The 22,538-nt window shown below is 70.9% G+C and carries 23 protein-coding genes and 1 pseudogene; 16 read left to right on the forward strand and 8 right to left on the reverse strand.

Features of this window, described 5'->3' with window-relative positions:
• Nucleotides 1-109 precede the first annotated feature (109 nt).
• The 7 genes from egtB (at nt 110) to ACLQ3B_RS27480 (ending at nt 4,968) form a co-directional block, all read left to right on the forward strand.
• The gene (egtB, locus tag ACLQ3B_RS27450) at nt 110-1,432 is read left to right on the forward strand and encodes an ergothioneine biosynthesis protein EgtB (protein ID WP_425783588.1); all 1,323 of its coding nucleotides are present in this window, start codon (nt 110-112) and stop codon (nt 1,430-1,432) included.
• 43 nt (nt 1,433-1,475) lie between these two features.
• Entirely contained in the window at nt 1,476-2,252 is a 777-nt protein-coding gene (egtC, locus tag ACLQ3B_RS27455; protein ID WP_425783589.1) for an ergothioneine biosynthesis protein EgtC, read from the forward strand.
• Between the two features lie 20 nt (nt 2,253-2,272).
• The gene (gene egtD / locus ACLQ3B_RS27460; protein WP_425783590.1) at nt 2,273-3,238 is read left to right on the forward strand and encodes an L-histidine N(alpha)-methyltransferase; all 966 of its coding nucleotides are present in this window, start codon (nt 2,273-2,275) and stop codon (nt 3,236-3,238) included.
• Between the two features lie 218 nt (nt 3,239-3,456).
• Complete coding sequence (locus ACLQ3B_RS27465; RefSeq protein ID WP_328654264.1) at nt 3,457-4,044, forward strand: TMEM165/GDT1 family protein; 588 nt, start codon at nt 3,457-3,459, stop codon at nt 4,042-4,044.
• Nucleotides 4,045-4,083: 39 nt separating this feature from the next.
• Entirely contained in the window at nt 4,084-4,446 is a 363-nt protein-coding gene (locus ACLQ3B_RS27470) for a DUF1622 domain-containing protein (RefSeq protein WP_425783591.1), read from the forward strand.
• Nucleotides 4,443-4,766, forward strand: coding sequence for a hypothetical protein (locus ACLQ3B_RS27475; RefSeq protein WP_425783592.1), 324 nt, complete (start codon nt 4,443-4,445; stop codon nt 4,764-4,766). Before ACLQ3B_RS27470 ends, ACLQ3B_RS27475 begins: the two co-directional genes overlap by 4 nt.
• 4 nt (nt 4,767-4,770) lie before the next feature.
• Nucleotides 4,771-4,968, forward strand: a complete 198-nt coding sequence (locus ACLQ3B_RS27480) for a hypothetical protein (protein ID WP_327036066.1) — start codon at nt 4,771-4,773, stop codon at nt 4,966-4,968.
• A 97-nt stretch (nt 4,969-5,065) separates the two neighbouring features.
• On the opposite strand, the pseudogene ACLQ3B_RS27485 reads toward ACLQ3B_RS27480, so the two are convergent.
• Together ACLQ3B_RS27485 and ACLQ3B_RS27490 are read right to left on the reverse strand one after the other, a co-directional pair.
• Nucleotides 5,066-5,719: pseudogene (locus ACLQ3B_RS27485) on the reverse strand (Na+/H+ antiporter NhaA); the annotation flags it as partial.
• A 49-nt stretch (nt 5,720-5,768) separates the two neighbouring features.
• Nucleotides 5,769-6,002, reverse strand: coding sequence for a hypothetical protein (locus tag ACLQ3B_RS27490; RefSeq protein ID WP_425783593.1), 234 nt, complete (start codon nt 6,000-6,002; stop codon nt 5,769-5,771).
• On the opposite strand from ACLQ3B_RS27490, the gene ACLQ3B_RS27495 reads away from it, so the two are divergent.
• Entirely contained in the window at nt 5,985-7,448 is a 1,464-nt protein-coding gene (locus tag ACLQ3B_RS27495; protein ID WP_425783594.1) for a polysaccharide biosynthesis tyrosine autokinase, read from the forward strand. The two genes, ACLQ3B_RS27490 and ACLQ3B_RS27495, sit on opposite strands and share 18 nt — an antisense overlap.
• Here the strand turns inward: ACLQ3B_RS27495 and ACLQ3B_RS27500 are convergent.
• A complete protein-coding gene (locus tag ACLQ3B_RS27500; RefSeq protein ID WP_425783595.1) occupies nt 7,429-7,983 on the reverse strand; it encodes a low molecular weight phosphatase family protein in 555 nt (184 codons plus the stop codon). The two genes, ACLQ3B_RS27495 and ACLQ3B_RS27500, sit on opposite strands and share 20 nt — an antisense overlap.
• Nucleotides 7,984-8,151: 168 nt before the next feature.
• Here ACLQ3B_RS27500 and ACLQ3B_RS27505 point away from each other — a divergent pair, with 168 nt between their 5' ends.
• The 4 genes from ACLQ3B_RS27505 (at nt 8,152) to ACLQ3B_RS27520 (ending at nt 13,445) form a co-directional block, all read left to right on the forward strand.
• Nucleotides 8,152-9,408, forward strand: a complete 1,257-nt coding sequence (locus tag ACLQ3B_RS27505) for a glycosyltransferase family 4 protein (protein WP_425783596.1) — start codon at nt 8,152-8,154, stop codon at nt 9,406-9,408.
• Nucleotides 9,409-9,496: 88 nt separating this feature from the next.
• Nucleotides 9,497-11,281 (forward strand): DUF4012 domain-containing protein, encoded by a 1,785-nt coding sequence (locus tag ACLQ3B_RS27510; RefSeq protein WP_425783597.1) that lies wholly within the window; start codon nt 9,497-9,499, stop codon nt 11,279-11,281.
• Nucleotides 11,282-11,294: 13 nt separating this feature from the next.
• Nucleotides 11,295-11,924, forward strand: a complete 630-nt coding sequence (locus tag ACLQ3B_RS27515; RefSeq protein ID WP_425783598.1) for a hypothetical protein — start codon at nt 11,295-11,297, stop codon at nt 11,922-11,924.
• Between the two features lie 957 nt (nt 11,925-12,881).
• Entirely contained in the window at nt 12,882-13,445 is a 564-nt protein-coding gene (locus ACLQ3B_RS27520; protein WP_425783599.1) for a hypothetical protein, read from the forward strand.
• 146 nt (nt 13,446-13,591) lie between these two features.
• On the opposite strand, the gene ACLQ3B_RS27525 is transcribed toward ACLQ3B_RS27520, so the two are convergent.
• Together ACLQ3B_RS27525 and ACLQ3B_RS27530 are read right to left on the reverse strand one after the other, a co-directional pair.
• Entirely contained in the window at nt 13,592-15,031 is a 1,440-nt protein-coding gene (locus ACLQ3B_RS27525; protein WP_425783600.1) for an MFS transporter, read from the reverse strand.
• Between the two features lie 85 nt (nt 15,032-15,116).
• On the reverse strand, nt 15,117-15,353 hold the full coding sequence (locus ACLQ3B_RS27530) for a hypothetical protein (protein WP_112587077.1): 237 nt from the start codon (nt 15,351-15,353) through the stop codon (nt 15,117-15,119).
• A gap of 146 nt (nt 15,354-15,499) precedes the next feature.
• Between ACLQ3B_RS27530 and ACLQ3B_RS27535 the strand changes: the two genes are divergently transcribed.
• Entirely contained in the window at nt 15,500-16,669 is a 1,170-nt protein-coding gene (locus ACLQ3B_RS27535; RefSeq protein WP_425783601.1) for a geranylgeranyl reductase family protein, read from the forward strand.
• Between the two features lie 75 nt (nt 16,670-16,744).
• The gene (locus tag ACLQ3B_RS27540; protein WP_196926721.1) at nt 16,745-16,918 is read left to right on the forward strand and encodes a hypothetical protein; all 174 of its coding nucleotides are present in this window, start codon (nt 16,745-16,747) and stop codon (nt 16,916-16,918) included.
• A gap of 54 nt (nt 16,919-16,972) precedes the next feature.
• Here ACLQ3B_RS27540 and ACLQ3B_RS27545 read toward each other — a convergent pair whose 3' ends face one another.
• Nucleotides 16,973-18,763: a bifunctional metallophosphatase/5'-nucleotidase gene (locus tag ACLQ3B_RS27545; RefSeq protein ID WP_425783602.1), complete on the reverse strand. Its 1,791-nt coding sequence runs from the start codon at nt 18,761-18,763 to the stop codon at nt 16,973-16,975.
• Nucleotides 18,764-18,952: 189 nt separating this feature from the next.
• Between ACLQ3B_RS27545 and ACLQ3B_RS27550 the strand changes: the two genes are divergently transcribed.
• Complete coding sequence (locus tag ACLQ3B_RS27550) at nt 18,953-19,855, forward strand: SDR family oxidoreductase (RefSeq protein ID WP_425783603.1); 903 nt, start codon at nt 18,953-18,955, stop codon at nt 19,853-19,855.
• Between the two features lie 206 nt (nt 19,856-20,061).
• Here ACLQ3B_RS27550 and ACLQ3B_RS27555 read toward each other — a convergent pair whose 3' ends face one another.
• Both ACLQ3B_RS27555 and ACLQ3B_RS27560 read right to left on the reverse strand, forming a co-directional pair.
• Nucleotides 20,062-20,721 (reverse strand): nucleotidyl transferase AbiEii/AbiGii toxin family protein, encoded by a 660-nt coding sequence (locus tag ACLQ3B_RS27555; protein ID WP_124823330.1) that lies wholly within the window; start codon nt 20,719-20,721, stop codon nt 20,062-20,064.
• Entirely contained in the window at nt 20,718-21,059 is a 342-nt protein-coding gene (locus ACLQ3B_RS27560; RefSeq protein WP_425783604.1) for a hypothetical protein, read from the reverse strand. Before ACLQ3B_RS27560 ends, ACLQ3B_RS27555 begins: the two co-directional genes overlap by 4 nt.
• A gap of 681 nt (nt 21,060-21,740) precedes the next feature.
• Here ACLQ3B_RS27560 and ACLQ3B_RS27565 point away from each other — a divergent pair.
• The gene (locus ACLQ3B_RS27565) at nt 21,741-22,304 is read left to right on the forward strand and encodes a hypothetical protein (RefSeq protein WP_425783605.1); all 564 of its coding nucleotides are present in this window, start codon (nt 21,741-21,743) and stop codon (nt 22,302-22,304) included.
• The last annotated feature ends 234 nt before the right edge of the window (nt 22,305-22,538 follow it).

The following is a 22,538-nucleotide window of genomic DNA, read 5'->3' on the forward strand; positions in this document are numbered from 1 at the left end:
GAGTGAGCCGGGGTTGCGAGCCTCGCAGTCGCGAACGGAAGAAGGCTCGGTGAGCGCGAGGAGTGAGCCGGGGTTGCGAGCCTCGCAGTCGCGAACGGAAGAAGGCTCGGTGAGCGCGAGGAGTGAGCCGGGGTTGCGCGATCGCATCGCTGTGGAGTTGGCGCGGGCCCGCGCCCGTACGACGTTGTTGACCGAGGTGGTCGACGACGCCGACCTGACGCGCCAACACTCACCGCTGATGTCGCCGCTGGTCTGGGACCTCGCCCACGTGGGTAATCAGGAGGAGCTCTGGTTGGTCCGTGACGTCGGGGGCCGGGAGCCGGTCCGGTGTGACATCGACGATCTGTACGACGCGTTCAAGCAGCCGCGCCGGGACCGCCCCGCGCTGCCCCTGTTGCCGCCCGGGGAGGCGCGCGCCTACCTGGCCACCGTTCGGGACAAGGTGCACGATCTGCTCGACTCGGTGGCCTTCACCGAACGGCCACTTGTCGCCGACGGGTTCGCCTTCGGCATGATCGTGCAGCACGAGCAGCAGCACGACGAGACCATGCTCGCCACCCACCAGTTGCGCTCTGGTCCGCCGGTGCTGCACGCCCCGGCGCCGCCCGAGCCGTCGGTCCGGGTCGGCGCGGAGGTGCTGGTGCCGGCGGGCGAGTTCAGCATGGGCACCGACACCGATCCGTGGGCGTTGGACAACGAACGTCCGGCGCACCGGGTCGACGTGCCGGCGTACGTCATCGATGCCGCCCCGGTGACCAACGGCCAGTACGCGGCCTTCATCGCCGACGGCGGCTACACCGAGCGGCGCTGGTGGAGCCCGGCCGGCTGGGAGCACCGGGTTCGGGAGCAGCTCAGCGCGCCGATGCACTGGCGTTCCGACGGCGACGACTGGTCGTATCGGCGCTTCGGTCGGTGGGCTCGGGTCCGCGCCGACGAGCCGGTGGTGCACGTGTGCTGGTACGAGGCGCAGGCGTACGCGGCGTGGGCCGGTAAGCGGCTGCCGACCGAGGCGGAGTGGGAGAAGGCGGCCCGGTGGGATCCGTCGACCGGGCGGTCGCGCCGTTACCCCTGGGGAGACGACGACCCGACCGAGGCGCACGCCAACCTCGACCAGCGCCATCTGTGGCCGGCCCCGGTGGGCGCGTACCCGGCGGGCGTCTCGCCGTTGGGTGTGCACCAGCTCATCGGCGACGTCTGGGAGTGGACCTCGACCGCGTTCGACGGGCATCCGGGGTTTGCCGCGTTCCCCTACCGCGAATACTCGGAGGTCTTCTTCGGCGGCGACTACCGGGTGCTGCGCGGCGGTTCGTTCGGCACCGACCGCTCTGCCTGTCGGGGCACCTTCCGCAACTGGGACTATCCGATCCGCCGGCAGATCTTCAGCGGTTTCCGCTGCGCCCGCGACGTGCGACCGGACGAGTCGTACCGGTGAGTCACCGCAGGACCGGCGGCCCGGCGGCAGGCCGGGGGCGCTGATGTGTCGCCACCTGGCCTACCTGGGGCCGCCGGTCACCCTGGCCGAGCTGTTGTTCGACCCTGCGCACTCGCTGGTGCGGCAGTCCTGGGCGCCTCGCGACATGCGTGGCGGCGGCACGATCAACGCGGACGGGTTCGGTGTCGGCTGGTACCCGGGTGAGGGTGAGCCGGTGCGGTACCGGCGGGCGCAGCCGATCTGGAGCGACCCGACCATCGCCCAGCTCGCGGCGGTGACCCGCAGCGCGGCGGTGGTGGCGGCGGTGCGCTCGGCGACGGTCGGGATGGCGGTGCTCGACGGCGCGGCGGCGCCCTTCGCCGAGGGGCGGTGGCTGTTCAGCCACAACGGGGTGGTCCGTGGCTGGCCGGACGCCGTGGTGCCGCTCGCCGCCGGGCTGCCGGTGCGTGACCTGCTCACCCTGGACGCCGCCACCGACTCGGCGCTGCTCTGGGCGCTGGTGCGGCATCGGCTGCGTGCGGGCGCCGACCCGGCCGAGGCGGTCGGGCGGACGGTGACCGACGTCGCGGCCGCCGCACCCGGGTCGCGGCTCAACCTGCTGCTCAGCGACGGGCGCCGGGTGGTGGCCAGCGTGGCGGGGCACGCGTTGTCGGTCCGTGCGACGCCGGGTTCGGTGCTGCTCGCCTCGGAGCCACACGACGACGATCCCGGGTGGCGGTCGGTGCCGGAGGGGCACCTGGTCGTCGCCACCGCGGGCGAGGTGCGGGTACGCCCACTGCCGGCCCCGGTGCGTCACGCCGGGCAGACACGCAACTGTTGATCGAACAGAGGAGCGAACCGATGACCGCGGAACCACTGGAGATCTACCTCGAAGAGGGTGACCTGGAGCGCGGCCTGCGCGACGACGTCCGGGCGGGGTTGAGCGCCGGGCGGAAGTGGCTGCCGCCGAAGTGGTTCTACGACGCCCGGGGCAGCGAGCTCTTCGAGGAGATCACCCGGCTGCCCGAGTACTATCCGACCCGGGCCGAGCGGGCCGTGCTGGCCGCGCACGCTCCCGACATCGCGGCGCTGACCGGGGCCAAGACGCTCATCGAGTTGGGTTCCGGTTCGTCGGAGAAGACCCGGCTGCTGCTGGACGCCTTCACCCGCCGGGGTGGGTTGGGCACGTTCGTTCCCCTGGACGTGTCGGTCAGCGCGCTGCGCGGGTCCACCGCCCAGATCGCCGCCGACTATCCCCGCCTGCGGGTCCGGGGCATCGTGGGGGACTTCACCCGGCAACTGGACCGGCTGCCCACCGGCGGCCGGCGGTTGGTGGTGTTCCTCGGCGGGACCGTCGGCAACCTGTTGCCCGCCGAGCGGGCCGAGTTCCTCACGGCGATGCGCGCCGCGCTGGAGGTCGGCGACTGGCTGTTGCTCGGCACGGACCTGGTGAAGGACCCGTCGGTGATCGTGCCCGCGTACGACGACGCGGCCGGGGTCACCGCCGAGTTCAACCGCAACGTGCTGTACGTGATCAATCGCGAGTTGGGCGCCGACTTCGACCCGGCCGCCTTCGCGCACGTCGCCGTCTGGGATTCCGAGCACGAGTGGGTCGAGATGCGGTTGCGGGCGACCCGGTCGATGACCGTGCGGGTGTTGGGGCTGACAGTCGATTTCGCGGTGGGGGAGGAGCTGCGTACCGAGGTCTCGGCGAAGTTCCACCCGGAGGGGATCGCCGCCGAGCTGGCCACGGCCGGCTTCGCCACGGCCGAGTTCTGGACCGACCCGGAGGCGCTCTTCGGCGTCACGTTGGCGCGGGCGCGGTGACCCTGTTCACCCGATTCGGCCGGGCCGGGCGGTGATCCGCTAGGCTGGTCGCGCGAAGGGGAGTAGCCCCCAATGTCGTGGTCGACATACTGGTGCGTTCCGCATCCGGCCACGCGGCCCCGGTTATCTCGGGGCGGGCGAGACCTTCGACTCAGGCTGTTGCAGCCGGGTCGAGGGCACCCCTGTACCTCCTCCCGGCGCGAACGGGAAGGGACGTCATGGAGGGATTTTTCGCCGCGCTGGTCGTCAGCTTCGGCGTCATCTTCGTCGCCGAGCTGGGGGACAAGTCCCAGCTGATGGCGCTGACCTTCGCCACGCGGTTCAAACCGATCCCGGTGCTGATCGGCATCACGGTCGCCACCGCGGTGGTGCACCTGGCGTCGGTCGCCATCGGCGTGGGTCTCGGGGCGGTGCTGCCGACCGAGTGGATCTCCCTGGTGGCCGGTGTGGCGTTCCTCGGCTTCGGTGCGTGGACGCTGCGCGGGGACAAGCTCACCGAGGAGGAGAAGCGCAAGGCGGAGAAGACCAGCAAGACCGCGATCGTGGCGGTCTCGGTGGCGTTCTTCCTCGCCGAGTTGGGCGACAAGACGATGCTCGCCACGATCACGCTCGCCACCAAGTACGGCTGGTTCGGCACCTGGCTCGGCTCCACCATCGGCATGGTGGCGGCGGACGCGCTGGCCATCCTGGTCGGCCGGATGCTCGGTCGGCGGCTGCCGGAGAAGACCATCAAGTACGGGGCCGCGATCCTCTTCGCCATCTCCGGTCTCTGGCTGATCCTGGAGGCGGTGAACGAGCTGACCTGAGCGCCGACTAGCTGCCCCGAGGGCGGGTAACGGCCCGGGGTGGAGCCGGCCGAGTTGTTGCGCCACGGCGACCAGGTGCTGGTGGCCGTGGTGGAGGTGGCCGGCGCGCTGGTGATCTTCGTGGGCGCGGTGTGGGCGGCGGTGCGGTTCGCGGTCGAGGGGCTGCGACACCGCACCGCCGCCCACTTCACGCCGATCCGGCTCTCGCTGGGTCGTTTTCTGACCCTCGGTCTGGAATTCCAGCTGGCGGCCGACGTGCTGCGCACGGCAGTGTCCCCGTCGTTCGCGCAGATCGGCCAACTCGCCGCGATCGCGACGATCCGAACGGCGTTGAACTACTTCCTGGGCCGGGAGATCCGTCAGGAGCAGCATCAGGTGGCCGAGGGGGAGCGTCGACCGTGACGGGCGCCCTGGTCACGGCCGTCACCACCCTGGCGCTGGTCGCCGGGGTGGTCACCACCCTGAGCACCGGGGCGTTGCGCAGCGGTGTCCGTGTGCTGCTGGACCTGCTCACGGCGGCCGGCCTGCTCCGACTGGCCGGCGAGCCGGATTGGAACGGCCTGGCCGGCGCGGTGGCGATCATCGCCCTGCGTCAACTGCTCGGGGCGGCGCTGAGCAGGCCACCACCGTGGTCCGGCGGACAATCCCCGGCGCCCTGCGCCGAGGACGATCACCACCTACCGTTGGCCTCAACAGGTGAGACGGGAAAAGCGGGAGGATGACCACATGGGTCGGCACGACGAACCGAACGAGTACGGCTTCGCCGGCGACGGCACCGCCCCGGAGCCGCCGCCGGGCGGGAAGACCGACGAGCAGGATCGCGTCGAGGAGGTGGCGGTGCCGGGCGACGACCTCACCGGGCCGACGGCCGAGGCGCTGGTGGAGGAGACCGAGGACCTGCCGCCCGCCGAACGTCGCCACTGAGCGCAGGTCCCGCGCGGGTGCCGCGGCACGACGGCGAACCCGCGTTGGTCGGGCCGCGGCAACCTCCCGGCGTTCCGCGGCCACCCCGCCGTGACCCTCAGCGGACGTCGGGGCGCTGGTAGACGTCGGGTACGCCGTCCCCGTCGGCGTCGCGCCGCTCCAGCTCCGCCACCCTCCGGTACGCCGCGTTGCGGCGGCTGAGCACCGTGGCGGCCAGCCCGGCGAAGATCACCGAGCCGAGCAGCACGGCCGCCTTGACCCGGTCGTCGGCCGTGCTGTCCGCCCCGAAGGCCAGGTCGCCGATGAGCAGCGAGACGGTGAACAGGGCGAAGATCGGCACCGCGAAGCCAGCCGACACCGGCCTCCAGCGATGCTCCAGGCGCGCGGCGAGCCCGCCCTCGCCCGCCTCGGCGGCGTCCGCCCCGGCGTCGCCGGTGGCCGGCTGGTCGCCGCCCAGCGGTCGGCGGGCGAGCACCGGGACCGTGAAGCCGAGCAGAACCCCGGCCACCGTGGCGTGCACGCCCGAGGCGTGCCTCAGGGTCCAGGCGGCCACGGCGAGGGGGATCAGCGCCCACCACCAGGTACGTCCCCGCTGCACCAGCACCGCGAAGAGCCCGATCGGCGCGAACGCGGCGAGCAGCGGAAGGGGATGGAAGTCGGCGGTGTAGAAGATCGCGATGATGGTGATCGCGAACAGGTCGTCGACCACCGCGAGGGTGAGCAGGAATGCGCGTAGACCCTGGGGCAGATGCCCCCTATCCGGCGGCGTGGGCGGCGGCGATCGCTGGGCCGATCGGACGTCATCCGATCGGCCTTCGACTTTTCTCGGTTGTCGCCGCAGCCGAATGGCCGTTTGTCGGGTTGGTCATGCGGGCGCGCATCTCGGCATGCAGAAAAGACGTAAGTTCGGACATAAGCCGCATGAACAGCTTTAATGGTTTCACGAGTTTAGAAACGACCTTGGGGGTTTTCGTGAAGTTCTTTGCCGTAACCGGACCGGCACGGGGGCGCGCCTGATGGACCTGCTCCGCCATTTGCGCCACGTGCGTCGGCACTGGTGGGTTCCGCTGATCACGGTCATGGTGGCTCTGGGCGTCTCGGCGTTCGTGACCGTACGGGCCCAACCCCGGTACGTCGCCTCGGTGACCTTCTTCGTCACCACCCCCAACTCGGGCATCAGCGAGGCTTACCAGGGCGGGCTCTTCCTCCAGCAGCGCGTCAAGTCGTACGCCGACCTGCTCACCAGCGACCGGCTGGCGCAGAGCGTGGTGGCCGACAACCCGGTGGGCCTCACCGCGGAGGAGGTGCAGCGCCGGGTGACCACCTCCACGGAGACCGGCACCGTCCTGCTGCGCGCGTCGGTCACCGACACCGACCAGACTCGCGCGTTGCGCGTGACGGAGGCCCTCTCCCAGAAGTTCGTCGAACTCGTGCAGAAGGTGGAGACGACGCCCGAGGGCAAGGCGCCGATCAAGATCGAAGTGGTGAGCGGCCCCCGGGTCAGTACCAGCCCCGTCTCGCCGCGGCCGGTACGCAACCTCTTCCTCGGCGGCCTGTTCGGCCTGGTCCTCGGCATCGGTCTGGCGATCCTGCGCGGGGCCGCCGACGTCCGGCTGCGTGACTCCGCCGGCCTGCAACGCGCCACCGGCAGCCCACTGCTCGGTGAGATCCCGTTCGAGGCCAACGCCAAGAGTGCGCCACTGATCGTGGGCGACGCCGCGACGTCGGCGCGTGCCGAGGCGGTTCGTAAGCTGCGGACCAACCTGCGCTTCGTGGACGTGCACGAGCCGGCCCGGGTCATCGCGGTGACCAGCGCCCTGCAGGGCGAGGGCAAGACCACCCTCTCCTGCAACCTGGCCATCGCGTTGGCCGAGGCGGGCTGGCGGGTGCTGCTGGTCGACGCCGATCTGCGCCGCCCGAAGGTCGACGACTACCTGGGCCTGGACGCCGGCGTCGGCCTCACCGACGTGCTGGTCGGCGACGTGAAGGTGGGCGACGTCGTGCAGCGCTGGGGCGACAAGTCGCTGTTGGTGCTGCCCAGCGGGTCGGCCCCGCCGAACCCGAGCGAGTTGCTTGGCTCCAAGGCCATGTCGGACCTGCTGCTGACGCTGCGGGAGTCGGCGGACATCGTGATCATCGATACCGCGCCGCTGCTCGCGGTGACCGACGGCGTGGTCGTGGCCGTGCAGGCCGACGGCGCGCTGCTGGTGACCCAGCAGGGCCGTACGTCGCGGACCCAGGTGGCCGCGGCGGCCCGGGCACTGCACTCGGTCTCGGTTCGGCTGCTCGGCTGTGTGCTGAACATGGCCAAGGTGGCCAAGGCCGAGGCGTACCAGTATGAGGCCTACCGGGTGGTCGCCTCGACGTCCGGGGCATCGGTGCCAACCGACCGGGCCGCGTCCGGCCGGCACAGCGCGACCGCTGACGGGGTCAACGGCGTCCCCGACCACACCCAGGAACTCACCCGGCTGCCCCGATGAGCGCGGCGAGGGGGCGCAGCGACCGTTCGATCTCCTCGGCGCAGCGTCGGAAGTCGGCCTCGGTACCGCCGATCGGATCCCGAAGGTCGTCCTCGTCCGGGGCGGCGGGTTGCAGCCGTCCCCGGGCCTGGGCGGCGGCGGCGATCGCCGCCCGCAACGGGTCGTCGGTCGAGTCGGCGGGCGGCTCGGCCGCGGCGGCCAGCCGGCCGAACTGGCGCAGCGTGAACGTTCGGTGCAGCGCTCCCGGCGCCAACGAGGTGCAGACCGAGCGTTGGCGTCGCGTCGCGGTCAGCACGAGCGTCGCGTCGACCAGGTACTCGGCGCGCAAACCCCGGGTCCGGAAAGCCGCCGCCTCCGCGCCGCTCTCGGTCGCGACCTCCATGGCGTACGGGTGCATGACGAGCCCGTCGATCGCGTCGGTGCCGGCGCTGGCCACCTCGACGGGTTGGTCGGCCAGCAGCCGGCGGGCCAGGTACTCGGCCATCGGCGACCGGCACAGGTTGGCGTGGCAGACGAACAACAGGCGATCAGCCATCGGTGCCCCTCTCATCGGTACGGACACGGGCGCTCGCACCGCGAGGGCGGTGCGTCGACGCCGGTGGCCATGCAGCGAGGGGTTGTCGGCATCGTACGCGCGCCGCGCGCTCACCGGCCGTGGTGCCGCGCCGACCGGCGCCGATCCCGGTGGGACGGGGGCGGATCGGTGAAGATCGGCATCCTGTCGTACCACTTCCCGCCCGAGCCGGCGTTCATCCCCGGGAGCCTCGCCGAGGAGCTGGCCGGGCGCGGGCACGAGGTGCGGGTCCTCACCGGCTTCCCGGACTACCCCGGCGGGCACGTCTATCCGGGTTGGCGACAGCGGTGGCACCACGAAACCCACAGCCAGCGGTTGAGCGTCCGGCGGGTGCCGCGGTACCCCGGGGGCGCCGCGTCCCTCCGCGGCCGGATGGCCAGCTACCACTCCTTCGCCGGCAGCGCGGGGCTGGTCGCACGCCGGTTCCTCGGTGACGTGGACGTGCTCTACGTCTTTCAACTGCCGGCGACGACGTTCGCCGCCGCCGGGGTGCTCCGGCTGCTCGGGCGAGTGCCGGCGGTGCTGCACGTGCAGGACGTCTGGGCCCGCGACGGCGCGGACGAGGGGGGCGAGGGGCGCTGGGCGGCGCGGATGGGCAACACGATGACCCGCATCTATCGGACCGCGGCCCGGATCGCGGTCGCCGCGCCGTCGATGCGGGACCTGGTGGTCGCCGCCGGCGCCGACCCGGCCCGGGTCCGGTTGGTGCTGAACTGGACCGACGAGCGGATCTTCTACCCGGCGACGCCCGGCGCGGCGGCCCGTCAGCTGGTTCGCCGGGACGGTCGGTGCGTGGTGATGCACGCCGGGACCATCGGGGCACGGCAGGGGTTGGAGACGGCGGTCCGGGCGGCCGCGGCACTGGACCGGACGATGGACCTGGTCCTGGTCGGTTCGGGCGCGGCGGAGCGGCGGGTGCGGGGGCTCGCCGCCGAGTTGGGCGCGGACAACGTCCGCTTCGTGGAGCGACGCTCGCCGGTGGACATGCCCGAGCTGTACGCCGCGGCCGACTACCAGCTGATCATGCTGCGTGATCTTCCGGAGCTGCGGAGCACGGTGCCAGCCAAGCTCCAGGCCGCACTCTCCTGTGCCGCGCCGGTGATCGCGTCGGCCGGCGGGGACACGGCCGAGCTGGTCGAACGGGTTCGGGCTGGGCTGTCCTGCCCACCGGAGGACTGGGCGGCGTTGGCCGACCGGTTCTGGTTGGCCGCCACCATTCCTCCGCCGACCCGCACTGAGATGGGTCGCCGAGGGCGGGCCGCGTACCTGCGGGAGATGTCGCTGTCTGCCGGAGTCGACCAGATCGAGCGGCTGCTGCACGAGGCGGCCGGGCGCGTTGCGGAGTCCTCCGACAAACGCGAGGGAATTTCGACTAAAAAGTCATAAATGCAAGAACAGTACGAAGTTTTCTGCTGTGTGCTAAGAACGTCAGGGAAATTAACCTTCTGTCCGGTTCCATGATCGGGAGTCTGGTGTGACGGAGAGCGAACGACCGATCCGGCGGCGGAGCCGGTCCCGGCGTCGTCGGCGTGCCCGACTGCGACGGGCCCTCCTGGGCGCCCTGGTGGTCGGCTCGCTGCTGCTGGCGACCGGCGGGTGGATCGGCTTCCGCGGCTGGCAGGCGCGCGCTCACCTGATCAACGCCGCTCAACTGGCCCGAGAGTTGAGCGCCCAAGTCGTCGGAGGGGACACCGACCGTGCCCTGCGGACGCTCGCCGCCCTTCAGGAGCAGGCTGGCGCGGCCCGAGCCGCGACGACCGACCCGAGCTGGCGGCTCGGCCGGCGTACGCCGATCGCCGGCGACGACCTCGACGCCGTCCGGCAGATCGCCGTCGCCATCGACGACCTGGCCCGGCAGGCGTTCCCGACCCTGCTCCGCACGGACCTGACCAGCCTGGTGCCGACCGGCGGCCAGCTGGACCTGGCCCGACTCACCGCCGTCTCCGCCGAGCTGACCCGGGTGGACGAATCGGTGCAGCGCACTCGCCAGGACCTGGCCGCGGTGCCCGCCGACCGGCTGGTCAGCCAGATCCGGCAGGCGCTGAGCGACCTTCGTGACGAGGTCGACCGGCTGGCCAGCCTCACCACGGCCGCCGACCAGGGAGCCCGCCTGCTGCCGCCGCTGCTCGGAGCGAACGGCCCGCGCCGCTACCTGCTCGTCTCGCAGAACCTCGCCGAACTACGCGCGACCGGAGGCATGTTCGGCGCGTACGCGATGATCGAGGCCGAGAACGGCAAGGTCAAGATGGGTAAGCAGGGCAGCAGTGCCTCGCTCGGCCAGTTCACCCCGGCGTTGAAGGTGCCCGCCGAGACCCGTGCCCTCTGGACCGACCTGCCCGGCATCTACCCCGCCGACGTCAATCTGTCCCCGCACTTCCCGACCGCCGCCGAGCTCTACCGCGAGATGTTCCGGCGTAAGACCGGCACCACGGTGGACGGCGTACTCGCCGTCGACCCGGTGGTGCTGTCCTACCTGCTCAAGGCGACCGGCCCGGTGCTCGTGCCCAGTGGTGTGCCGCTCGCCAGCGAGAAGGTCGTGCAGACGCTGCTCAACGACAGCTACCAGAGGCTGGACATCAAGCAGCAGGACGAGTTCTTCACGGCGTCGGCATCGGCGGTTTTCGATGCCTTCTTCAAGAAGAATGTCAACCCGAGGGTGTTGTTGTCCGCATTTGACCGTGCTATCACCGAACGGCGGATATTGTTCTGGAGTGCCCGACCTGAAGAACAGCGGACGTTCGGCGACAGCCGGATGGCCGGGACGCTTCCGGAACAGGACACCGTGCCGACCGTCGGCGTGTTCCTCAACGACGGCAGCGGCGCGAAGCTCGGCTACTACCTGCGGCCGACGGCGAACCTGACGGTCGGCGAATGCCGGTCCGACGGTCGCCGTGAGCTCCGGTTGCGGGTGACCCTGCGCTCCACGGCGCCGAAGTCCGGACTTAGCGACTCGGTCCTCGGCCTCGGCCTGGCTGGTGATCCGTACACCGCCCGCACCCTGGTGTCGATCTTCAGCCCGGCTGGTGGGGCGGTGCTCGAGGCCCGGCTGGACGGGGCCGAGACGGCGCTCGGCAGTGGCACCGAACGCCGCCGCCACGTGGCGACGGCCAGCGTGGATGTCGGCCCCGGAGCCGAGAGGGCGCTGGAGGTCACCGTGCTGACGGCCAAGACCGGCGTCGGGCAGGCCGAGCTCCGGCTGACCCCCACCGCCAGCCCCTGGACCACCCAAGTTCATTCCGCACCAAGCTGTGACCAGTAGGAGGGAACCAATCATGCGGCTATCCCGCATCATCATGGCGCTCACGGTCGGCCTGGCCGTGGTGGCCGTGCCGACGGCAGCGGGGGCGGCACAGCCGCAGCCGACGCCTAGCGCGACCACCGACCCGCCACAACCGCCGCCGTACCCGCCGGCCGCCGCGTCCCTGACCGTCAACCGGCCGACGATCTTCCTCGGCGAGACGGTCTTGCTGACCGGCACCGGCTTCGGCCCGAACGAGACCGTCGACATCGTCGTCACGGTGACTCCGCTGGCCGCTCCGGCCGGCGGTCAGGCTCCGGCCCGCCGGAGCGACGGCAGCACCGTTGCCATGGTCCCGGTGGCCCACCAGGCCAGCGCGCCCCTGAGCTTCACGGCGTACACCAACGCCCAGGGTCGCTTCACCAAGAGCTACAAGCCGTCGGTGACGGGTCTGCTGACCTTCACCGCCACCGGCCGGGAGTCCGGCCGGACCGCCAGCACCGAGCTGCGGGTGCTGCACAAGAAGCAGCCGCTGCCCGTCACGGGTGACAGCCTCGGCACACCCATGAAGCTCGGCGGCGGCCTGGTCGGCGCCGGAGCGGTCATGCTGCTGCTGACCCTGGCCTGGCGTCGCCGCCAGCGCTTCGGTGGTGCGGCGCACTAATCCACACCACCGGGCTGCGCCCGGATCGCACGCAAGCTGGCGCCCGTCGGAACACTCCGACGGGCGCCAGCCCGTCCAGAAAGACGCAGACAGCTCCGGTGCCGCCCCCTCCCACCCGCCGCGCCCGGTACGGCCCATGCCCGCTCACCGGCATCCGTTCGCGCGGCATCCGTTCGCGCGGCGCCCGTTCGCGCGGCGCCCGCTCACCCGGCACCGCCCGCCAGCACCGAGGTCGACACAGCGCTGGCACGGCCTCTGCGCCCGCCGAGTGCGGCCTCGGCGTGCTGCCGGTAGGGACTTCCCGGCGGCAGGAGGCGGTCCCCGGGGAGTCAGATGATCTCGTTCGACCCCGGAGTGAGGTCCTGTCCGTTTTGTGAGGATGATGCGGCCGGCAGATGCGTGATCGACTCGGGTTTCAGGAAGTCGGGGTGTCCGGGAGTCCGGGACCGCCCGACTTCCGTGAACCCGAGTGGATCATGCGGGTGTGGGGCGATTCGCCGCGGTGGGCCGGGTGTTGGTGTGGGGTGTTTGTCCGGCGTGGGTGTTGTGGGTGGTGACTGGTCGCACCCGTGGGCCGGAATCATGGCCGGGTCGGGGTCGTTACATACCCTGACGATCGCAGCACCACCGCCCCTGCGCCTGGGGGCGGGTCGCGCAGGTTGGAATGTCAGCCTCGGGCCGGTCGTTGCAGTCCCCACGACCGACCGCAGGCACCACCGTGATGCGGGTGCCAGCCGGGTGGGCCAGCCCGGGAATGACCCCCGGCCCTCCGGTCGTTACACCTGGACCCGGCGCCACGAGCCCCCCGCCCGTAGGCCGCCGACCCCGACGCCCGACAGGGCGTCACACCCCAAGACTTTTCCCCCTGTGTTTGTTGCAGCGCCGGACGAGGTGCTCACACCCCACCGCCGCCCCCCTTGGTGGTCGGGGTGTTCTACCCCCGAAGGAGCTACCCCCATGAACACGATCTTGCGTAAGAGCATGCTGTCTGTTGCTGGTCTCGCGTTCGCCGGTGGTGTGTTCGCTGGTCCGATCGCCGCTCACGCCAACCCGGCCGTGGATGCCAAGCCGACCGCCGTCGCGGTGGCGGTGCAGGCGCCGAAGCCGCAGGGCGACCAGTCCCACATCACCCTCAACGACGAGCAGACCGCCAACGCGAAGGCGATCATCGCCGCGACGAAGAAGGCCGGCCTGCCCGAACGGGCCGCGGTCATCTCGATCGCGACGAGCCTGCAGGAGTCGAAGCTGGAGAACCTGGGTCATCTCGGCGACATGAACGACCACGACTCGCTGGGCCTGTTCCAGCAACGCCCGTCGAGCGGTTGGGGTACGCCGGAGCAGATCACCAACCCCGAGTACTCCACCACCGCGTTCCTCAAGGGCCTCAAGCAGGTCGACGGCTGGCAGGACATGCCGCTGACCGAGGCCGCGCAGACCGTACAGGTGTCCGCCTACCCCGACGCGTACGCCCAGTGGGAGCAGCAGGCCACCGACCTGGTCGCCCAGCACTGGAACAGCTGACCCCACACCAGCACCGCACGCCAGCACCACCACAGCACGGCACCACCACAGCACGGCACCACCACAGCACGGCACCACCACACGCACGGCACCGACCGCTGGCCGGCACTCCGCAACCCGGGGTGCCGGCCAGCGGCGTACCCCGATCAGTTTTTGTGGTTGTGGGTGCGCCAGATGTCGATGAGCGCGGCGACCAGCGCGAGCGCGATGATGCCGGTGGCGAGCATGAGGGACTGTTCGAAGGCGGTGGTCCAGTCGCCGCGGCTGTCGGCCAGCGTCGAGAAGAACAGCGAGCCGACGGCGGCGATGCCGGCGGCGGCGCCGATCCGCTGGCCGGTCTGGAGCATGCCCGCGCCGCTGCCGGCCTGCCCGACCGGCACCTCGGAGAGGGTGATCGTCTGGTTGGGGGCGATCACCAGGCCGCTGCCGATGCCGGCGATGAGCAGCGGACCGGCGGTGACCCAGGGCGCCGGGGAGTCCGGGAGGAGGTGCAGCGCGATCACTGTCGCGGCCAGCCCGACGACCACGGTGAGCAGTCCGATGGCGACAAGTGGTCGGCCGAAGCGGTTGACGATGCGGCCTCCGAGCACGGCGGCGGCCGCCGAGCCCAGGGCGAAGGGCGTGATGGCCAGGCCGGCGACGAGGGCGCTGTAGCCGAGCCCCATCTGTAGGAACAGGGTGAAGATGAAGAAGATCGCGGTGAAGCCGCCGAAGTAGACGAGCGCCAGGATCGAGCCCAGGGTGTACGACTGCACGCCGAACAGGCGAAGGTCGAACAGGGGTTGGTGGTGGCGTGCGTACCGTCGTTCCCAGAGCCCGAAGGCGACAAGCACCGCGAGGCCGGCCGGGATGAGCGCCCACTTCCAGGGGGTCCGCCACTGTTGCTCCTGCACCAGTGGCAGCAGGACCAGGACGACGCCGACGCCGAGTAGCAGGACGCCGATGGGGTCGAGTCGACGCCAGCCGGGTTGACCGCTGGGGCGGCCGGGCAGCAGCCGCCAGCCGAGGATCACCGCGAGGACACCGACCGGCACGTTGACGAAGAAGACCCAGCGCCAGCCGTGTTCCTCGCCGCCGATGGCGATGAGCAGCCCGCCGAGCAGCGGCCCGACGGCGGTGGAGATACCGATGGTGGCGCCGAGCAGCCCGAATGGGCGGGCGCGTTCGGGCCCACGGAACAGTTGCTGGATCAGCCCGATGACCTGTGGGTTGACGATGCCGGCGGCGGCGCCCTGCAGTAGTCGGGCGATGACCAGCCACGTCGGGGTGGTGGCGAGGCCGGCGAACGCGCTGGTGATGGTGAACAGCGCGATGCCGAACACGAACGCGTTGCGCCGTCCGCGGGCGTCGCCGAAGCGGCCGGCGGGCACCAGCGCCAGGCCGAAGGTGAGTGCGTACCCGGAGAGAATCCACTGCAGGTCGCTCGGTGACGCGTGCAGTGCCCGGTCGATGGACGGCACCGCGACGTTGACGATGCTCACGTCGAGCAGCGTCATGAACGCGGCGACGAGTCCGACGCCGACCGCCTGCCAGCGTCGTCGGTTCTCCGCCGCGGTCACCGGCTGCGGTGGCTGCGCCGCGCTCATCGTTCCCCCCGTCGACCCTCGGTCATCCATGGTTGACCGCTACCCGGGTCTCCGGGGGGCGAACCGTGCCGGCTGGTTTCGCGGATCACGCCATCTGACGGGCGCAGAACCGGGGGCCGAAGTCGAGGCCGGCCATCGGTGAGTCCTCGCGGTGCAGCAGGCCCTTCTCGGTGAGCAGGTGCAGCGGGCTGCCCACCTGCTCCTGGGTCAGCCCGGATTCCTCGGCGATCAGGTCCGGGTAGGGCACCTGCCCGCGTGCCTCAAGGGTGGTGACCGCCTGGTACACCCGTTGCTCGGCCTCCGACAGTTGCACCTGCTGCATGGTTCCTCCTCTGCTCGTCCGCCACTACGTGGCGGTTGCCGTGCGCCGGTTACCCCCTCGGTGCCCGAAGATGCACACCCGATCGGGCGGTCGCGGCGGCGGGCGGGTCCGCCGGTCGTGCGGCGGCGGTGCCCTAGGCTGCTTCCGTGATCATTTGGGATCTCGTCGTCGTCGGCGCTGGCCCCGCGGGGCTGTCCGCGGCGCACGCCGCTGCCCGTGCGGGCGTCTCCACACTTGTTGTCGAGCGGGCCGCGCACCCGCGGTACAAGACCTGCGGCGGTGGTCTGATCGGCACCTCTCTGGCGGCCGTCGAGGGTCGGATCGAGGTGCCCGCGCACGACCTGGTGGACCGGGTGACGTTCACCCGCGACGGCCGTCGGGAGTTCACCCGCCGCAACGACAGTCCGGTGGTGACCATGGTGCGCCGCGAGGAGTTCGACGACCGGCTGCGTGCGGCGGCGGTCGCGGCCGGCGCGCAGGTGCGGGAGCGGGTCGCGGTCCGCGCGATCGAGCAGGACCCCGAGGGGGTACGCCTGCGGCTGGCTGACGGTACGACGATCGCGGCTCGTGCCGTGATCGGAGCGGACGGCTCGTCGGGGGTGACCGCCCGGCACGTCGGGGTTCGGTACCGACAGGTGGATCTGGGTCTGGAGTTGGAGATTCCGGTGCCACCTGTCGAGCAGGAGCGGTGGCGGGGTCGGCTGCTGTTGGACTGGGGTGCCATGCCGGGCTCGTACGCCTGGGTCTTTCCCAAGGGTGATCGGCTGACCGTCGGTGTGATCGCCGGTCGGGGCGCGGGGGAGGGGACCCGTGAGTACCTGCGGCGGTTCGTCGAGCGGTTGGGTCTGACCGGGTTGCCGGCGGAGCACGACTCCGGTCACCTGACCCGTTGCCGAGCGGAGGATTCACCGTTGCGCAACGGCCGGGTGCTGGTCGTGGGGGATGCGGCGGGGCTGCTGGAGCCGTGGAGTCGGGAGGGCATCAGTTTCGCGTTGCGTTCCGGTGGGTTGGCTGGGGCGGCGGTCGCGGGGAGTGATCTGGCCGGGTACGAGCGGTCGGTGGCCGAGGTTCTGCTGCCGGAGATGCGGGCGGGGTTCCGGCTGCTCGACGTGTTCACCCGTCGCCCGGATGTGTTCCACGCCCTGTTGGCGACCCCGCCGGGCTGGCGGATGTTCGTTCAGTTCTGCCAGGGGCGGGCGAGCTTCGACGAGATGCTGGGTCGCCGTCCCATCCGGGCCGCCCTCGCGGTGCTCGACCGGTTGTCCCGTGCGTCGCGGCAACCCACACCCATCGCCCAGGATCCTAGGACGCCCTAGAGGGTGTGCGTGCGGCTACTGGTGCCGAGCCACCGGGTCGCCGGACAATCGCAGGGAGAGCAGAAGGAGACGCTGATGGACGAGCAGCCGTTCACCGACGACGAGTACGCGTTTCTGCGCCACGCGCGGTTCGGGGAGTTGCCGCCCGCCGTCCGCCCCGACGAGCGGGTGGCCCTGACCGAGACCGATCCGGGGCGCGACCGGCCGGAGGAGTCCGAGGACCCGATCCGCTGGAACGTGCAGGGCTGAGAACGCGCGACGGGCCGCGGGTGACGCCACCCACGGCCCGCCGACGGTGTGCGATCAGAAGACCGGCACACCCTCGCGTACGAGACGCCAGTTGGGCTGGAAGAAGTCGGCCGGGTCGATCGTCCCCTTGGCCTGCGCCCAGTCGATGAGCAGCTGACGGATCTCCTGCTGCGCGTTGTAGACCTGGGTCTTCACGATGCCGGGGAAGTTGCCGCCGCCGCTGCGCCGGTAGTTGTTCACCGCCACCACGAACTGGGCGTTGTCGGCCACCGGAGTGTCGGTGCCGGCCAGCACCAGGCGGGTGATCCGCTGCCCGACCGGCCGGGAGATGTCGATGTCGTAGTCCACGCCGGAGAAGACGTCGTAGTTGTAGTCCGGCACGGCCGGGTCACTGATCTGCTCCGGGTCGACAGGCGCGCCCGGCGCGAGGGTGCGGAAGAACTTCGCCGAGTACTCCAGGTACGCGCGGACCTCGGCCCCGCTGAGCACGACCGCCTCAAGGGTGTTGTCGTACACGTACAGGCCGGCCACGTCGCGGATCTTGACGTCGCCGGCGGGGAAGACCGCGGTCCGGCTGAACGGCGCCGCGATCGACAGCACCGGCAGGTCCGCGTACGCGGTGCCGGCCAGCGCCGCGCCGACCACCTCGGTCTGCACGTGGTTGATGAAGTCCAGGATCGGCGTGTCCCGGTACCGTGACTCCGCCGCCGACAACTCCACGGTGGACGTCGCGACGACCTGGTTGACGTACGCCACGGTCTTCTGGTGTTGGGCCCGCACGGCGGCGAGCACCTTCGGGTCCTCGACCACCGTGTTGGTGTTCAGCATGGTGGCGGCCTTCTTGGTGATCGTCCACCGGCCACGCTCACGGGCGAGCGTGAAGTCCATCCGGGTGAGCCGCTGGCCCCACTTCGACGGCTCGGAGAGCAGCACCTGCGTGCCGGTGCGCTCGTTGGTGACGAACCGCTCGACCACCTCGTTGTGCGCGTGACCGAAGAGGATCGCGTCGATCCCCGGCACCTGCTGGGCGATCAGCGCCACCGGGTTCTCGTTCGGCAGCTCCGGGCCGTAGCTGGAGGTGCCGCTGTCACCGCCGTGCGCGGAGATCAGCACCAGGTCCGCGCCCCGGGCCCGCATGATCGGCACCCACTTCGCGGCGGTCGCGATCATGTCGTCGAAGCGCAGCCTGCCCTCGACGTTGCCCTTGTCCCAGATGGCCACACCGGGGTTGGTCAGCCCCAGGATGCCGACCCGCAGGGTCGGCGCGGCGAAACCGAGGGAGACCTTCTTGATGACGTACGGCAGGAAGGCCGGCTTGCCGGTCTTCGCGTTCACGGCGTTGGCGGCGAGCGCCGGGAAGCCCAGCTGACGAATCCACAGGTCGAGCAACGGCAGACCGTAGTTGAACTCGTGGTTGCCCAGGGTCACCGCGTCGTAGTCGATGACGTTCATGGCCCGTGCCATCGGGTGCTTCTCCCCGGTGGCGGTGATCGGCTCCTGCTTGGCGTAGTACGTGGCCAGCGGCGTGCCCTGGATCGTGTCGCCGGCGTCGAGCACAAGCGTCGCCTTGCCGCGCCGCTCCCGACGGATCTGGTTGATCAGGGTCGCCAGCTTCGCGACGCCGATGTCGTTCTGCTTGCTGTCGTCGTACTCGGCGTCGCGGTAGTAATCCCAGTTGTAGACGTTGCCGTGCGTGTCCGACGTGCCCAGGAGGGTGAGGTCCCAGGTGCGCGGCCGGGCCGCGCCGGCCGCCTGCGCGGGCGCGGCGGCGATCAGCGGGGTCGTCGCCGCAGCCGCCGCGGCGACGAGCACCTGACGGCGCGACGGGCCGGAGGGAGAGGTCATGACGTGCCTTTCCATGGGGGTGGACGCGCCTCGTGAGCGCCTTGCGCACCATAACCAGCAGCCGGCACTCCCGCCACGCCAGCCCCGAGCGCACCAGCGGTTTCCGCAGGCCGACGCGGGGTAGGGCGATGAGGAACGAGAATTCGCGGGACAGCCCCCAACGTCCCGCGCGGCGCGAGGAGACATTCGGTGAGCGAGGACCAGCACACCCAGCAGGACCCGACCAGCCAGTACGGCCAGCAGTCCGGTCAGCCCGCACAGCAGCAGTCGGCGCCCGGCTCGACCAGGGAGATGACCCCGAGGCCGGACCACGGCGAGGAGTCGTACCGGGGCAGCGGCAAGCTCGACGGCAAGCGGGCGCTGATCACCGGCGGTGACTCGGGGATCGGCCGGGCAGTCGCGATCGCCTTCGCCCGGGAGGGCGCGGACGTGCTCATCTCCTACCTTGGCGAGGAGGAGGACGCCGACGCCCGGGAGACCATCCGGCTGGTCGAGACCGCCGGACGGCGGGGCGTCGCGGTCCGCGGTGACATCACCGACGAGGCGCACTGCCAGGAACTGGTCGATCGGGCGGTGCGGGACCTGGGCGGCCTCGACATCCTGGTCAACAACGCGGCGTACCAGATGTCGCAGGACAAGGGGATCCTCGGGATCAGCACCGAGCAGTTCGACCGGGTGTTCAAGACCAACCTGTACGCGATGTTCTGGCTCTGCAAGGCCGCCATTCCGCACCTGGCCGAGGGGTCGGCGATCATCAACACATCGTCGATCCAGGCGTTCGACCCGTCGCCGCAGCTGCTGGACTACGCCACCACGAAGGCGGGGATCGCCAACTTCACCAAGGCTCTCGCCGCCGACCTGGCCGAGCAGGGCATCCGGGTCAACGCGGTGGCACCGGGCCCGGTGTGGACGCCGTTGATCCCGTCCACCATGCCGGAGGAGAAGGTGAAGCAGTTCGGCACCGACACCCCGGAGGGGCGGCCCGGGCAGCCGGCTGAGCTGGCACCGGCGTACGTCTTCTTCGCGTCGCAGGAGTCCAGCTACGTGACGGGCGAGATCCTGGGGGTCACCGGCGGTCGACCGACCAAGTGATCCGCCGCCGGGTGGGCGTCCGGCGGGATGCCCACCCGGCGGCTGCCGTGCTCATGCCGCTTGTCGGAGGGGCATGTTCGCGTGGCCCTTGTTGGTCCGGCCATGTTCGCGTGGCCCTTGTTGGTCCGGCCTTGTTCGCGTGGTCCTTGTTGGTCGCGCCTGTACGGGTGGGCCTCGTGGTGTGGCCTGTTCGCGTGGCTCGGTGGTCAGCGTGGCCAGGCGGCGAAGCGTCGCCGGATCTCGGCGACGTCGGCGGCGCCCAGGCCGTACCGGCCGAAGCGCTGATCCGAGAGCCGGTCCAGGTAACGTCCGGCAGCGCGTACGTCGTCCGGGTCGAGTGCGGGGTCGACCTGCCGCGCCAGCACCAACAGCTCGGTCACGTCGTAGTGGTCGAGGGCCGCGGCCACGTCGATGAAGTCGCGAACCTCCCGCCGGTTGACCAACGCCGCGATCTTGTTCGCCACCAGGTCACGAACGTCCATCACCGGGCCGAGGTCCATCACGACCGGGCTCTGCTGACGGTCCAACCGGGCGAGGCTGAGCCGGATCTGCCGTCCGTCGCGGCTCACCACGAAGTCCTTCATGTCCTGCTCGTACCCGTCGAACAGCTCGGCCAGCTCGCTGTCCGGGTCGGCGTCGCTGACGATGAACCCGGCCCGCTCCAGGGCCACGCGCACCCCGGCGGACGCCGCCGCCGCGGCACCCTCCACGTCCGCGAAGAGGTCGACGTCCTCCGTCGGCCGCGCAACCAGCCCGTGCGCAGCCCACGCCACCCCACCACCCAGAACGAACCGGTACGGCCCGGCGGCGGCCAGCGCCACCCGGGCCACCTCCCGGTAGAACTCGTGCAGGTGAGGCTCGATCACGCCGCGCGCAGGCCGCGGTGCCGGCTCTCCCACGCCTGGCGTACGCCCCGAGGCAGGTTGAGCGGTCGCCACACCCGACGCAGCGTCCGCCCATTGATCAGAGCGCGCAGATCCTCTGCCCGGGTGGTCTCGCGGAGCACGTTCTCATACATCCAGAGCAGCTGGTCGGGGTCACCGAGGTCGAAGGTGCGCTCGGCGTTCCACATCAGCCGTACCGGCAGCTCCACCACACCTCGAGTGGGCCCGACCAGCTCGGCGAGCGTCCGCGCCACCACAGCCGGGCGACCCGGGCGGGCCAGGAAAGCCACGCCGGTCGCGGTGGGGGAGACGGCCTGCATGGTGTCAGGGTAACGCCCACCCGAGCCGGTGTCGCTCAGGACGACCCCAGCACGCTGCCCCAACCCTCCCGCGCGGCCCCGCCCGCTGCGAGGTTTGTCCGTTTCGTACGAGGTGCTGCGCGTCGGCAGATGCGTGATCGACTCGGGTTTCAGGAAGTCGGGGTGTCCGGGAGCCCGGGACCCCCCGACTTCCGTGAACCCGAGTGGATCATGCGGGTGTGGGGCGATTCGCCGCGGTGGGCCGGGTGTTGGCGTGGGGGGTTTATCCGGTGGTGGGTGTTTGTGGGTGGTGGCCGGTCGCACTCGGGGGTCGGAATCATGGCCGGGTCGGGGTCGTTACATACCCTGACGATGACAGCACCACGAGCCGCCCGCCCGACCCGCACCGGTCTGGGATGCGGGTCCGGCAGGTTGGAATGCCAGCCTCCACCCGGTCGTTGCAGTCCCCACGACCGACCGCAGGCACCGCCGTGATGCGGGTGCCAGCCGGGTGGGCCAGCCCGGGAATGACCCCCGGCCCTCCGGTCGTTACACCTGGACCCGGCGCCACGAGCCCCCCGCTCGCAGGTCGCCGACCCCGAAGACCTTCCCTGTGTTTGTTGCAGCGCCGGACGAGGTGCTCACATCCCGCCGCCGCCCCCCTTGGTGGTTGGGTGTTCTACCCCCGAAGGAGCTACCCCCATGAACACGATCTTGCGTAAGAGCATGCTGTCTGTTGCTGGTCTCGCGTTCGCCGGTGGTGTGTTCGCCGGTCCGATCGCCGCCCACGCCAACCCGGCCGTGGATGCCAAGCCGACCGCCGTCGCGGTGGCGGTGCAGGCGTCGAAGCCGCAGGGCGACCAGTCCCACATCAGCCTCAACGATGAGCAGACCGGCAACGCGAAGGCGATCATCGCCGCGACGAAGAAGGCTGGCCTGCCGGAGCGGGCGGCGGTCATCTCGATCGCGACGAGTCTGCAGGAGTCGAAGTTGGAGAACCTGGGTCATCTCGGTGACATGAACGACCACGACTCGCTGGGCCTGTTCCAGCAGCGCCCCTCCAGCGGTTGGGGTACGCCGGAGCAGATCACCAACCCCGAGTACTCCACCACCGCGTTCCTCAAGGGTTTGAAGCAGGTTGATGGTTGGCAGGACATGCCGTTGACCGAGGCCGCGCAGACCGTGCAGGTCTCCGCCTACCCCGACGCGTACGCGCAGTGGGAGCAGCAGGCCACCGACCTGGTCGCCCAGCACTGGAACAGCTGACCCACACCAACACCACCGCACCACCACACGATCTGACCGTCGGCCGGCACTCCGCAACCCGGGGTGCCGGCCAGCGGCACGTCCGCTTCCTGTGGCAGGCACCTGGTGCTGGTTGTTGGCCGTGGGGCACCGCCCTGCCCGGTGCCCGGCGCTCGGCGCTCGGTGGAGGATGTGACGGGTCCGTCCGTCGCTGCCCGCGAGATCTTGGACAGTTTCCGTTCCGCGCGAATAGTT

The organism is Micromonospora sp. DT53 (genome assembly GCF_049841535.1).
Taxonomy (GTDB): Bacteria; Actinomycetota; Actinomycetes; order Mycobacteriales; family Micromonosporaceae; genus Micromonospora.

What these genes read in the sequence shown, in the direction of transcription:
- ACLQ3B_RS27480 (WP_327036066.1), top strand. Translation starts at nt 4,771, where the DNA reads ATGGGTCGGCACGACGAACCGAACGAGTACGGCTTCGCCGGCGACGGC.
- egtC (WP_425783589.1), top strand. Translation starts at nt 1,476, where the DNA reads ATGTGTCGCCACCTGGCCTACCTGGGGCCGCCGGTCACCCTGGCCGAG.
- ACLQ3B_RS27530 (WP_112587077.1), bottom strand. Translation starts at nt 15,353, where the DNA reads ATGCAGCAGGTGCAACTGTCGGAGGCCGAGCAACGGGTGTACCAGGCG.
- ACLQ3B_RS27545 (WP_425783602.1), bottom strand. Translation starts at nt 18,763, where the DNA reads ATGACCTCTCCCTCCGGCCCGTCGCGCCGTCAGGTGCTCGTCGCCGCG.
- ACLQ3B_RS27500 (WP_425783595.1), bottom strand. Translation starts at nt 7,983, where the DNA reads ATGGCTGATCGCCTGTTGTTCGTCTGCCACGCCAACCTGTGCCGGTCG.
- ACLQ3B_RS27520 (WP_425783599.1), top strand. Translation starts at nt 12,882, where the DNA reads ATGAACACGATCTTGCGTAAGAGCATGCTGTCTGTTGCTGGTCTCGCG.
- ACLQ3B_RS27525 (WP_425783600.1), bottom strand. Translation starts at nt 15,031, where the DNA reads ATGAGCGCGGCGCAGCCACCGCAGCCGGTGACCGCGGCGGAGAACCGA.
- ACLQ3B_RS27465 (WP_328654264.1), top strand. Translation starts at nt 3,457, where the DNA reads ATGGAGGGATTTTTCGCCGCGCTGGTCGTCAGCTTCGGCGTCATCTTC.
- ACLQ3B_RS27565 (WP_425783605.1), top strand. Translation starts at nt 21,741, where the DNA reads ATGAACACGATCTTGCGTAAGAGCATGCTGTCTGTTGCTGGTCTCGCG.
- egtD (WP_425783590.1), top strand. Translation starts at nt 2,273, where the DNA reads ATGACCGCGGAACCACTGGAGATCTACCTCGAAGAGGGTGACCTGGAG.
- ACLQ3B_RS27540 (WP_196926721.1), top strand. Translation starts at nt 16,745, where the DNA reads ATGGACGAGCAGCCGTTCACCGACGACGAGTACGCGTTTCTGCGCCAC.
- ACLQ3B_RS27515 (WP_425783598.1), top strand. Translation starts at nt 11,295, where the DNA reads ATGCGGCTATCCCGCATCATCATGGCGCTCACGGTCGGCCTGGCCGTG.
- ACLQ3B_RS27495 (WP_425783594.1), top strand. Translation starts at nt 5,985, where the DNA reads ATGGACCTGCTCCGCCATTTGCGCCACGTGCGTCGGCACTGGTGGGTT.
- ACLQ3B_RS27490 (WP_425783593.1), bottom strand. Translation starts at nt 6,002, where the DNA reads ATGGCGGAGCAGGTCCATCAGGCGCGCCCCCGTGCCGGTCCGGTTACG.
- ACLQ3B_RS27560 (WP_425783604.1), bottom strand. Translation starts at nt 21,059, where the DNA reads ATGCAGGCCGTCTCCCCCACCGCGACCGGCGTGGCTTTCCTGGCCCGC.